This window comes from Nocardia sp. NPDC060259, from assembly GCF_042728775.1.
Classification (GTDB): Bacteria; Actinomycetota; Actinomycetes; order Mycobacteriales; family Mycobacteriaceae; genus Nocardia.
Window position 1 is genome coordinate 1 of sequence record NZ_JBHXAY010000158.1, and the last position, 11,169, is coordinate 11,169.

The window sequence follows — 11,169 nt, forward strand, 5'->3', positions numbered from 1 at the left end:
GCTCCAACCCGGCCACCTACACCGGAGTCTTCGACAACGTCCGCAAGCTCTTCGCCGAGACGATGGAGGCCAAGGTCCGCGGGTACCTCCCCGGCCGCGTCTCCATCAACGTCAAGGGCGGCCGCTGCGAGGCGTGCTCGGGCGACGGCACGCTCAAGATCGAGATGAACTTCCTGCCGGATGTCTACGTCCCGTGCGAGGTGTGCCACGGCGCCCGCTACAACCGCGAAACCCTCGAGGTGCACTACAAGGGCAAGACCATCGCCGAGGTGCTGGACATGCCGATCGACGAGGCCGCCGAGTTCTTCGAACCGGTCACCTCGATCCACCGCTACCTCAAGACCCTCGTCGAGGTCGGCCTCGGCTACGTGCGCCTCGGCCAGAGCGCGCCGACCCTGTCCGGTGGTGAGGCCCAGCGCGTGAAGCTGGCCGCCGAGCTGCAGAAGCGCTCCACCGGGCGGACTGTCTACATCCTCGACGAGCCGACCACCGGCCTGCACTTCGAGGACATCCGCAAGCTGCTCAAGGTGATCAACGGGTTGGTCGACAAGGGCAACACGGTGATCGTCATCGAGCACAACCTCGATGTCATCAAGACCTCGGACTGGGTCGTCGACATGGGTCCCGAGGGCGGTTCCGGCGGCGGCACCGTGGTCGCGACGGGCACGCCGGAGGACGTGGCCCAGGTGTCGGGCAGCTACACGGGACAGTTCCTCAAAGAGGTGCTCGCCGCTCCGGCTCCGGTGCTGCCCCCGGCGAAGAAGGCAGCCAAGAAAGCGGCGCCCGCGGCGAAGAAGGCGCCTGCCGAGACGGCCGCGGCCAAGCGGCTGGCGCGAAAGGCGGCCGCGCTGCGCTGAGGCCGGATAGCCTGCCTGACGGGACTTCCCGAAAACGCGACAAAGTGAAACACGGGTGGGTAGCATTCGCCTCACCGTTGCCGGAGTACCGGACAGTAACGGTTAGTCGAACCGGCATCCCGTGGTGTCTCGCGCCCGTGGGCGGCGCGATCGCGGATGTCGTGCAGTTTGAAAGGAACGTCCCCATGGATGAAGCCACCACGGCGCTCATCGGCCAGATTCTGTCTTTCCTCAGTGGCGGGTCCTCGGTGGCCTACGAGCCCACCAAGCCGACTGTCTGACCCGGCAGAATCGAAAGGAACACCTGAGTAATGGATACCGGAAGCGCGGCGCTGTTCAGCGCCATCGCCAACATGATCTCCTCCGGCTCGGCCGTGTCGGTCACGCCGGGCACCCCGCCGGTCACGCCGCCCCCCGCGGCCTGAGTTCGACGAAATAGCGGCCGCCCTGGCCCGTAGACGCGAAGATCCGCCGACGTGCGCGTCGGCGGATCTTTTCGTTTCTCCGGTCGCGGGTCCGGTCAGTGCACCGGGCCGGTGTACTTCTCGCCGGGGCCCATGCCGGGCGCGTCGGGCACCGAGGAGGCCTCGCGGAACGCGCGCTGCAGCGCCTGCAGACCGTCGCGGATCGGGCCCGCGTGCGGGCCGAGGTACTCCACCGACGCGGTGACCAGGCCGGCCAGCGCGGTGATCACCCGGCGCGCCTCGTCGAGGTCGACGTGCGCCCCGGAGTGCGGGTCCTCCGACGCCAGCCCCAGCTTCTCCGCGGCCGAACTCATCAGCATCACGGCGGCGCGGCTGATCACCTCGACGGCGGGGATGTCGGCCAGGTCGCGCACGGGGGGATCGAGCTCGTCAGTCATGGCGACAAGGCTATCTCGGCGCCGTTGCGGCCCGTCCGCGCCAGGCCGATTCGGCGATAGCCGAATGCGATGCTAGACTGTCCGCTGACGACCGCCCCTGGTTGTGTCATGCAAGCCTGGGGCAGATAAGTGGAGCCCGACTCCCACCGTTACCGGCGAGCAATCGTACTGGACTAACGGTCCCGGTCACCCGTCCCTGTGACGGGTTTCCTGTGTGCCTGGCACGCAGGGGTCGACACCGAGCTCGTGAGGGCATCGGCTGTGGGCGATCGGTCGACATCGGGCCCCGTCGCGGAGAAATACCGCAACGGGGCTTTCGTGTTGAAACAGGGGTTGCAGTTATTGCGCGCGGTCGTTATGACGACACCGCTTGACCTAGGAGGCCCCATCAGCACTGAGACCCGCATCAACGATCGCATCCGTGTTCCCGAGGTCCGTCTCATCGGACCCGGCGGCGAACAGGTTGGGATCGTGCGTGTTGAAGATGCACTTCGCGTCGCGCTCGAAGCCGACCTCGACCTCGTCGAGGTGGCACCCGATGCCCGTCCGCCGGTCTGCAAGATCATGGACTACGGCAAGTTCAAGTACGAGACGGCGCAGAAGGCGCGCGAGTCCCGGAAGAACCAGGTCCAGACCGTGATCAAGGAGCAGAAGCTCCGCCCGAAGATCGACGACCACGACTACGAGACCAAGAAGCGCAACGTGGTGCGCTTCCTCGAAGCCGGGTCCAAGGTCAAGGTCACGATCATGTTCCGTGGTCGTGAGCAGTCGCGGCCCGAACTCGGTTTCCGGTTGCTCCAGCGCCTGGCCTCCGACGTCGCCGAACTCGGTTTCGTCGAGACCTCGGCCAAGCAGGACGGCCGCAACATGACCATGGTCCTCGCTCCCCACAAGGGCGCGAAGACGCGGGTGAAGGCACAGCAGGAATCGGCGCCGGCGGCACGTCCGCTGCCGACCGGTCCCGCGAGCGCCGACCCGGCTGCGACGGTCGAGCCGACCGCGCCTGCCGAGCAGGCTGCGCAGGCCGACTCGCAGTAACACCGATTTCAACGACTAGATAGAGGAATCCATGCCGAAGAACAAGACCCACAGCGGCGCCAAGAAGCGATTCAAGGTGACCGGCAGTGGCAAGCTGCTTCGCGAGCAGGCGAACCGTCGCCACCTCCTGGAGCACAAGGCCACCCGCCGGACTCGTCGTCTGGAAGGCACGGAGTCCGTCGCTGCCGTCGACGCCCCCCGCGTGAAGCGGCTGCTCGGTCTCGCCTGAGACCGTCGCAACCTGACGATTCCGCGGCCGGGATAACCGGACGCCGACAACTACCGAACTCGGGCGCCCGCCGCGCCCCCAGATGATCAAGGACTGAAAAGTGGCACGCGTCAAAAGGGCCGTCAACGCTCAGAAGAAGCGCCGTTCCATCCTCGAGGCCTCCAAGGGCTACCGGGGCCAGCGCTCGCGCCTGTACCGCAAGGCCAAGGAACAGCAGCTCCACTCGCTGACCTACGCCTACCGCGACCGCAAGGCGCGCAAGGGTGACTTCCGCAAGCTGTGGATCGCTCGTATCAACGCCGCCGCGCGTCTGAACGACATCACCTACAACCGCTTCATCCAGGGCCTCAAGGCCGCCGGTGTCGAGGTTGACCGCAAGATCCTCGCCGAGCTCGCCGTCTCCGACGCCGAGGCCTTCGCCGGTCTCGTCGCTGTCGCCAAGGCCGCGCTGCCCGCCGACGTCAACGCCCCGGCCACCGCTGCCTGAGCTTGACGACACACAGCGATCTGTCGGAACGACCCGTGGACGCGCTCTCCGAGCGCAATCCGCGGGTCGTTTCCGCTGTCAAGCTCCAGCGTGCCGCGCAGCGCCGCAAGTCCGGCCAGTTTCTCGCCGAGGGCGCCAATGCCGTGACCGCCGCGCTGGAGACCGGTCGTGTCCGTGAGCTGTTCTATTCACTCGCCGTGGCCGAACGCGAGACCGCGCTGATCGCCGGTGCCGCCGCCGACGGCGTACGCACCACGCTGGTCAGCGACCGCGCCGCCGAGCACCTCGGCGAGACAGTCACCGCGCCGGGTCTGGTCGCGGTGTGCGAGCTGCTCGATGTGCCGCTCGGCGAGGTCCTCGACCGTAGTCCGCGCATGCTCGCCGTCCCCGTCGAGATCGCCGAGCCCGGTAATGCGGGCACCCTGATCCGGGTCGCCGACGCGGTCGGCGCCGACGGCGTGATCCTCGCGGGGGAGACCGTCGACCCGCACAACGGCAAATGTGTCCGGGCCAGCGCGGGCAGCGTCTTCCACGTGCCGATCGCGCGCAGCCGCGATATCACCGCCACCCTCGACGCGATCTCCGCGGCGGGTGTCACGATCCTGGCCACCGCGGCGAACGGCGAAGTCGATCTCGACGATGCCGACGAGATCCTCGCGGGACCGGTCGCCTGGCTCTTCGGCAACGAGGCGCACGGCCTCGATCCCGCCGTCGCCGCCCGCGCCGACCATCGCATCCGCATCCCCATCCACGGTCGCGCCGAAAGCCTGAATCTGGCTGCGGCAGCGGCGATCTGCCTCTACGCGAGCGCCCGCGTCCAGCACGCGAAGTAGCGGGCGGTCAGCACCCCGGCGCGGCGGAACTGCGCAGATCGTCGAGGATTTCGGTGGCCCAGGGGAGCGGGATCGCCTCGCTCCCGGCGACCTGCATGGCCGTCATGATCGTCAGCAGCATTCCGGTGGCCACGAAACGGCGTGACTCGAGGGTGTCGGCGCCGGTGAGCTCGCCGATCAGGCGATAGATCCGGCCGAACCGCTCGCGCATGGGATCGCCGATCGCGGGATCGGCGCTGGCGGCGGCGCCGTGCAGGAGCATGAGCGGGAGTTCGCGTTCGGCCAGGAAGACGTCGAAGCCATGGCCCAGGATGCGCAGCGCTTCGGCGGTATCGGCGTCCTGGGGGACCTCGGCCCCGCGGAACACCGCCTCGATCCGCCCGCACACCTCGTGCAGGGCGGCGAGGAACAGGTGCTGTTTGGTGCCGAACAACCGGATCACATAGGGCTGCGAGACACCGGCCAGCCGGGCGATCTCATCGGTTTTCGTTGCGGCGTAGCCGGATTCGGCGAAGGCGTGCACTGCGGCCTCGAGCACCTGCGCGCTGCGCTCGGATGCGGTCATCCGGGTTCTCGTGCCGCCCATCGGTATGTTCCTCCTCGAAGTCCCGTCGCCTCTTGACATGTTATCAGTCGATGCATAACTATGGTCGATATTAGTTATCAGTGAATAACAACAAGGGTTGACATGACTCAGACACTCGAACCCGGCGATGCCGTTCTCGCCGACACGCAGCCGCCCGGCGGCACGAAGACCGCACCGCTGGGCGCGGTGATCGCCGCCGTCGGCGTCCCGATGTTCATGGTGACGCTGGACAACCTCGTCGTGACGAACGCGCTTCCGGTGATCAAAACCGAACTGGGAGCGTCTCTTTCGGATCTGCAGTGGTTCATCAACGCCTACACGCTGTCGTTCGCCTCGCTGCTGCTGACCGCCTCGGCCCTGGGTGACCGGATCGGCCGCCGCCGGGTGTTCCTCGCCGGCATCGCCGTCTTCGTCGCCGCGTCGGCGGCCTGCGCGCTCGCGACCGAGCCGTGGATGCTGATCCTGGCCCGCGCGATCCAGGGTGCGGGCGGCGCCGCGGTGATGCCGCTGTCGCTGACCCTGCTCGCCGCGGCGGTCCCCGCGCGGATGCGCAGCGCCGCGATCGGCATCTGGGGCGGCCTGGCCGGGCTGGGCGTCGCGGTCGGTCCGGTGGTCGGCGGCGCGGTCGTCGACGGGCTGAACTGGCAGTGGATCTTCTGGCTCAATGTCCCGATCGGCCTGCTGGCGCTGCCGTTCGCCGCGCGCGTTCTCGCCGAGTCACGCGGCACCGCACGGCGATTGGATCTGCTCGGGCTGGTGCTCTCGGCCGGTGGCGTGCTCGCGCTGGTGTGGGGTGTCATCCACGGCGCCGACGACGGCTGGACCGCGCCGCGCGTGCTCGCCGCGCTGATCGGCGGCGCAGCGCTGCTCGTGGCGTTCGTCGCCTGGGAACGCTACGTCACCGACCCGATGCTCCCGCTGCGCATGTTCGCCTCGCGCGGACTGAGCCTGAGCTACCTCGTCTCCTTCGGTTTCTCCGCCGGTGTCTTCGGCGCGATCTTCCTGCTGGCCCAGTTCTTCCAGGTCGTGCAGGGCTATTCGCCGCTGGAATCCGGCATCCGCACCATGCCGTGGACCATGGTCCCGATGGTCGTCGCGCCGCTGGCCGGGCTGGTCGTCGACCGCGTCGGACCGCGCGTCCTCATCGCCACCGGACAGGTCTTGCTGGCGGTCTCGCTGGCCTGGATGGCGCTGATCACCACCACCGACGTCGCCTATGTCGCCTTCGTCGCCCCCTTCGTCCTCGGTGGCATCGGCATGGGCCTGACCTTCGCTCCGTCCTCCACCATCGTCATGGCCAGCGCCTCCCCGGCCGACCAGGGCATGGCCTCGGGCATCAACAGCACCGTCCGCGAAGTGGGCGTGGCCATGGGCATCGCCGTGCTCGCCTCGGTGTTCGCCTCGCACGGCTCCTACACCGACCCCCAGGCCTACGTCGACGGCCTCGTCCCCGCGGTCTGGGTGGGCGCGGCACTGGTCGCCGTCGCGGCGGTGGTGGCGGCATTCCTGCCGCGCCACACCCGGCAGTCCGTCTGATCCGGATGGTCCGCGTGCCCACCTCGGCGCGCGGGCCATCGTTCCCCTATGAGCCCACCGCGGCGATCACCTCGGGCAGGGCGACGATCTGCTGCGGATCCTCGTACAGGATGATCCCCGGTGTATCGGAATCCAGCCGCTCCCAAGCGATCCCGTGGGTATCGAGGATATCGAGGTACCCACTGACCCGGTCGATCATCGGCAGCGCCGTCGACTTGAACCACGCCGCCGCGCCGGGATGCCGGTCGCGGTCGTAGACCCGCCGATCCACCTCGTACGGATTCACCAGATGATCGGCGAACCAGTCGTTGCCACTGCGCCGGAACCGCTCCTGTTCAACGGTCAGCCGACCCTCCGACGACAGGCCGTTGACCAGGGCGAACACGCCGGGAAATCGCCCGTGCCGGTTGGGCTGAGCGGACTGGAACCGCACATACAACCGCCGCACCGAGGGCTCCGACCGGCGACCCGGCACCGGAAGTCGTCTCAATCGAGGTCCTCCGAGCTGCGGGGTCCAGGCTCGGGGGAAGTCTGTGGCCGTTCGCACAACCCGGCCGCACGCGGGAAGGGGCGTCGGCCGATAGGCCGGATGCCGAGTCCGCACCGTGCCAGGCCACTCCCCGCAGCGGTGAGTCGCGTGCGCCGGTCTTGGGGCGGGGTCGAGTCGCAAGTCTGTTCAGGCATCGAGTCGTCCTGTTCTCGAGTCGAACACGCTGATGTGTTTGAACAGTTGGACGGGGCGCGAGCCCATTCGGTTCCCTCGAATTTCCCGGGGCCGCTCAGCGCGATGCGAAGCACCAGCACGACGCGCCGCGGTCGGCACTCATGCCCACCGCCTCAGGTGGTGCCGGGTCGCTGCTGACCGAGACTTCCATCGAGGCGGTTGACAGTGCGGAGGTCGTGGATCGCCCAACCCAGGTAGAGAAGCAGAAGGAAGGGGAGTGCCGCGTCACCGCGGCCTGGCGTATACCCCTGGGTGAAGGCTATCCCGTATCCGATCAGGACAGCTATCAGCAGCGCGACATCCAGCCTGATCGACCAGACGAGGTTGCGGTGCCGGCGCGCCAATCGCGGACGCCAGTCGGCCGATGTGGCGCCACTCGGTAGCGCGCCCGCTTCGACCACGTCGGTGACGGCTCGGCCTTCCAGGCGCTTGCGCCCACGCATCCACAGGAAGACACCGACCCCGGCTGCCACGGCCCACGCGACGGTACCGAACACCACCACCGGATGCGTGAGGACATCGGAGTCGAACAGGAGGACGGCAACCGTCACGACCAAGTAGGTTGCGATACCGGCGATCACAGCCGTGATGACATGCCAGAGTTCAGCCACGTGAACCCCCTCGACGATGCGGTCTGCTACCAGACTGCTCCTCTGGATTTTACTCCGTGGCGAACGCCCGCCGCGGCGACGCCGCCGCGGCGGATCGGCTGGTGCGCGACATGAGCCGTGTGGGTCAGTTCTGCGCCGGCAGCATGACGACGCGGGTGTTCTCGACGTCGACGACGTACACCTCGCCCTGCGGGCCGAGCGCGATGCCGACCGGGGCGTTGAGCCCTGTGAACGGCAGCACGGTCGGTTCCGCGGCACCGGGGGAGAGCATCAGGACCCGGTTGTGCCCGTTGTCGGCGACATACACCTCACCTTTCGGGCCGACCGCGATACCCGTGGCCCCGTCGACGTCGTCGAACGGCAGCACCGACACGGTATTCGTCGCGGCGCCGAGCACACTGACGGCGGTGTTCGCCGTGGTCACATACACATCGCCCCGGTCGTTGACCGCCACCGCGTACGGACCGATCACGACGGGAAACGGGACCACAACCGGGGTGGACGAGGCATGCGGCGACACCACCACCCGGTTGTTGAGAACATCGGCCACGTACACGTCCCCGAAACCGCGCACCGCGACCGCGACCGGTACGTTCAACCCGCTGAACGGAAGGTCCCATTGCTGTCCCCTGGCCGGTGCGAGGGCGACGACGCGGTTGTTCACCGAGTCCGCGACATACACGGTGTTCTCGGCGCTCACCGCGATGCCCATCGGACGGGAGAGGCCGGTAAACGGCAGCGTCCGCTGGGTGCCGGACGCCGGCTCGTACATCACCACCTGGTCGCGGGCGTAATCGCTGACGTAGACGTTCCCATCACCATCGACCGCCACCCCGTACGGATCGTCGAGATTACTGAACGGCACCACCGTCTGCTCGCCGCCGCTCGGCGACGTCGGCCACAGCACGTACGCCGCTGCTGCCACCACCACCGCAAGCAGGGCGGCCACCAGCACCGAGCGCCGGCGCCACCGCCGCAGCCGCCCACCCGAGCCGGGTGCGGCCACCTCCTCGACCACGCTCCCGGCCGCCATCGCCCCGGCCGGTGCGGGCGGTCCGGTCAGGTCGACAGCCGGGCCAGCGGGCCGGGTCTCTACGTCGGCGAAACCGGACGCCGCGGCATGTGCGGCCTCGCTCAACTCCCGGCAGGACGAGTACCGGTCGTCGCGGTTCTTGGCCATCGCACGCCGGACCACCAGGTCGAAGTCGACCGGCAGACCCGTCACCATCTCACTCGGCCGCGGGATCGGCTCGTGCAGATGACCGTGCATCACCGACGGCGCGCTACCGCCATACGGCGGAACCCCGGTCAGCAATTGGAAAAGGGTACAGCCGAGCGCATACACATCCACCCGATGATCCAGATCGTCGCCGGTGATCTGCTCGGGAGCCGCGTAGTGCAAGGTCGCCACCAGCATCCCCGTCTTCGTCAGGTGCGCGGTGTCATCGATCGTCCTGGCTGTACCGAAGTCGGTCAGCAACACCCGCTCCGGAGCCTCTGCGGTCAACAGAATGTTCGCCGGCTTCACGTCCCGATGGATAACCCCCGCCCGGTGCGCGTGATCGAGTGCCCACCCCGTCTCGGTGATGATGCGCACCACCCGGCCGATCTCCAGCGGCCCGGACGCCACCGCAGTCCTGACGTCCACCCCCGGCACGTATTGCATCGCGATCCACAACCGATCTCCCTCCTGGCCCCGGTCGTAGACGGTCACGATGTTGGGATGCTCGAGCAGCGCCGCATGGTCGGCCTCGGACTCGAAGCGACTACGCACGTAGTCGTCCTCCAGCCACGACGAGTCGAGAACCTTCAGGGCGACCTTCCGGCGCAACGTCGGATGCCGGGCCAAATACACCGTTCCCATCCCACCCCGGCCCAGAACACGCTCGATCGTGTAGCCGGCGACCGTCACGCCAGGGGCCAAAGCGTCGCTCACACCGTCTACACCACCTTCCCGATCTGTCCCGATAATTGCGCGAACCACCCGCGTGAGGGCGCGGTGCCCAGCAGGGGGTCAGGACCGGAACGATCCCATCCGAGTCGTGGGGGATGCGGTGGGTTACCGGGCTCCGGTCGTGGTCGGCGGCGTCACCCCCGGGGATTCACTCGCCATCTCTGCGGGAACACCGAGTTCGACCTTGATGTACGGTTCGAGCAGTGTCGTCCACGACGCGAGCATCTTCTGATACTCCTGGGGACATTCCTGCGCGCGGTCCGCCGGCAGCCGCCCCTCCTGCTCCGGTGCTCCGGGTTCGGCCACCAGCGGGCCGAGTACGTCGGGGAGAGCACCGTAGTCCCAGCACAGCAGGTTGTAGCCGCGGACCTGGTTGAGGGAGTGTTCGTCGGCGAACGCCTGGGCGTTCAGGCTTGCCGGATCGTCCGCGATGTCGAACCAGAAGTCCGCCCCCGCTGCCACACCCGCCACCCCGGCCGGCCCGGGCGTGGTCAACTGCAACAGCGCGCCGACCTGGTCGGCGGAGTCCTCCTCGCGTCCAGTAGTCGGCAGCGAATACAGATCGATCGCCATGTGGCCGGACTCATGGAAGGTGATCATCCGTGTGACACCATCGAAGTACAGATTGAAGTAATCGGCGCGGCCCTCGGCCTGCAAGGTGGCGTAGTCCTCGGCGAACTTGAACATCTCGTAACACAACACCATTTGGTCGGCCTCGAAATCCCAGAACGCGTTGAACCCGCCGCATTCCATGCCGACGATCGGGATGTCTTTGGGTAGTTTGTAGATCTTCCCCATCGCCTCGGCCAGGTCCTCGATCACCTCGTTGTCGCGGGCGATGTCCTGGCCTGCTTTGGCCTCCTCCGACAGGGCAGCATGCTCGTACTCCGGTACGAACTTGCCCGTGTCGGGTACCTGACTGGTCGTGGCACCCGTGGCTTCCGGCGCCGACGGGTTCTCGCCATTCGATGCACACCCCGCGGTCACTACAAGTGAAAATGCGGCAACCGCCGCGCATCGGTGGAGCAAGTTATGCGGTGCAGCCATCGACATCATCTCCACAGACCAGGTCGTGAAATGCGAGAGCGTAGAAAAATTATAGCAGCCGCGGAACTTGCCGCCGCTTGTCTTCGCGTGGAACCGTATCTGTTTGCTACCAGGCGGAAGAAATGATTCGTGCACTTCGCGGTGGATCAGCGGCCCTTGTCATTCTGATTCAACCGGATCGATCGCCAGGCCGACCGCCACCACCAGCGTGGCCTTTTCTCACCCCGTGCATATCTTGCTGATCCGGTTGTCCTGCTTGATTTCCCCACGTTCGACGAACCGCGCGGACTTCTTCGTGGTGGACTGACAGACCGGCATCGACTCCCGATGACGGAGACCTGTGTCTGTGCAACATGTTTCCCTGTTGCTTCCCGGCCGAAGCGCGACGAGCGGCACCCCGCGGGC

12 protein-coding genes are annotated in these 11,169 nt (G+C 67.4%); 6 read left to right on the top strand and 6 right to left on the bottom strand.

Annotated features, from left to right (window positions below; genetic code table 11):
- On the top strand, window positions 1–857 hold an 857-nt coding region (locus ACFWF2_RS32160), incomplete at its 5' end, for an ATP-binding cassette domain-containing protein (protein ID WP_379311255.1).
- A 520-nt stretch (window positions 858–1,377) separates the two neighbouring features.
- Here the strand turns inward: ACFWF2_RS32160 and ACFWF2_RS32165 are convergent.
- Window positions 1,378–1,719, bottom strand: coding sequence for a DUF1844 domain-containing protein (locus ACFWF2_RS32165; RefSeq protein ID WP_378856137.1), 342 nt, complete (start codon window positions 1,717–1,719; stop codon window positions 1,378–1,380).
- Window positions 1,720–2,076: 357 nt separating this feature from the next.
- Between ACFWF2_RS32165 and infC the strand changes: the two genes are divergently transcribed.
- The 4 genes from infC to ACFWF2_RS32185 all read left to right on the top strand — a co-directional run bounded on the left by infC (window position 2,077) and on the right by ACFWF2_RS32185 (window position 4,306).
- A complete protein-coding gene (infC, locus tag ACFWF2_RS32170; RefSeq protein WP_379311262.1) occupies window positions 2,077–2,757 on the top strand; it encodes a translation initiation factor IF-3 in 681 nt (226 codons plus the stop codon).
- 31 nt (window positions 2,758–2,788) lie between these two features.
- Entirely contained in the window at window positions 2,789–2,986 is a 198-nt protein-coding gene (rpmI, locus tag ACFWF2_RS32175; protein WP_218716546.1) for a 50S ribosomal protein L35, read from the top strand.
- Between the two features lie 100 nt (window positions 2,987–3,086).
- Window positions 3,087–3,473: a 50S ribosomal protein L20 gene (gene rplT, locus ACFWF2_RS32180; RefSeq protein WP_019046423.1), complete on the top strand. Its 387-nt coding sequence runs from the start codon at window positions 3,087–3,089 to the stop codon at window positions 3,471–3,473.
- Window positions 3,474–3,508: 35 nt separating this feature from the next.
- Window positions 3,509–4,306: a TrmH family RNA methyltransferase gene (locus tag ACFWF2_RS32185; RefSeq protein WP_379311256.1), complete on the top strand. Its 798-nt coding sequence runs from the start codon at window positions 3,509–3,511 to the stop codon at window positions 4,304–4,306.
- 7 nt (window positions 4,307–4,313) lie between these two features.
- Here ACFWF2_RS32185 and ACFWF2_RS32190 read toward each other — a convergent pair whose 3' ends face one another.
- Complete coding sequence (locus ACFWF2_RS32190; RefSeq protein ID WP_379311257.1) at window positions 4,314–4,871, bottom strand: TetR/AcrR family transcriptional regulator; 558 nt, start codon at window positions 4,869–4,871, stop codon at window positions 4,314–4,316.
- Between the two features lie 123 nt (window positions 4,872–4,994).
- On the opposite strand from ACFWF2_RS32190, the gene ACFWF2_RS32195 reads away from it, so the two are divergent.
- Window positions 4,995–6,428 (top strand): MFS transporter, encoded by a 1,434-nt coding sequence (locus ACFWF2_RS32195; RefSeq protein WP_379311258.1) that lies wholly within the window; start codon window positions 4,995–4,997, stop codon window positions 6,426–6,428.
- A 46-nt stretch (window positions 6,429–6,474) separates the two neighbouring features.
- Here ACFWF2_RS32195 and ACFWF2_RS32200 read toward each other — a convergent pair whose 3' ends face one another.
- From ACFWF2_RS32200 to ACFWF2_RS32215, 4 genes are all read right to left on the bottom strand, one after another.
- Entirely contained in the window at window positions 6,475–6,876 is a 402-nt protein-coding gene (locus ACFWF2_RS32200) for a hypothetical protein (protein WP_379311259.1), read from the bottom strand.
- Between the two features lie 389 nt (window positions 6,877–7,265).
- Window positions 7,266–7,763: a hypothetical protein gene (locus ACFWF2_RS32205; RefSeq protein ID WP_379311260.1), complete on the bottom strand. Its 498-nt coding sequence runs from the start codon at window positions 7,761–7,763 to the stop codon at window positions 7,266–7,268.
- A 124-nt stretch (window positions 7,764–7,887) separates the two neighbouring features.
- Window positions 7,888–9,699: a serine/threonine-protein kinase gene (locus ACFWF2_RS32210; RefSeq protein WP_379311261.1), complete on the bottom strand. Its 1,812-nt coding sequence runs from the start codon at window positions 9,697–9,699 to the stop codon at window positions 7,888–7,890.
- A gap of 123 nt (window positions 9,700–9,822) precedes the next feature.
- Entirely contained in the window at window positions 9,823–10,773 is a 951-nt protein-coding gene (locus ACFWF2_RS32215) for a DUF4344 domain-containing metallopeptidase (protein ID WP_379311263.1), read from the bottom strand.
- Between the last annotated feature and the right edge of the window lie 396 nt (window positions 10,774–11,169).

Coding starts and splice junctions, on each gene's coding strand:
- ACFWF2_RS32165 (WP_378856137.1), bottom strand. CDS start 1,719: ATGACTGACGAGCTCGATCCCCCCGTGCGCGACCTGGCCGACATCCCC.
- infC (WP_379311262.1), top strand. CDS start 2,077: ATGACGACACCGCTTGACCTAGGAGGCCCCATCAGCACTGAGACCCGC.
- rpmI (WP_218716546.1), top strand. CDS start 2,789: ATGCCGAAGAACAAGACCCACAGCGGCGCCAAGAAGCGATTCAAGGTG.
- ACFWF2_RS32190 (WP_379311257.1), bottom strand. CDS start 4,871: ATGACCGCATCCGAGCGCAGCGCGCAGGTGCTCGAGGCCGCAGTGCAC.
- ACFWF2_RS32195 (WP_379311258.1), top strand. CDS start 4,995: ATGACTCAGACACTCGAACCCGGCGATGCCGTTCTCGCCGACACGCAG.
- ACFWF2_RS32215 (WP_379311263.1), bottom strand. CDS start 10,773: ATGATGTCGATGGCTGCACCGCATAACTTGCTCCACCGATGCGCGGCG.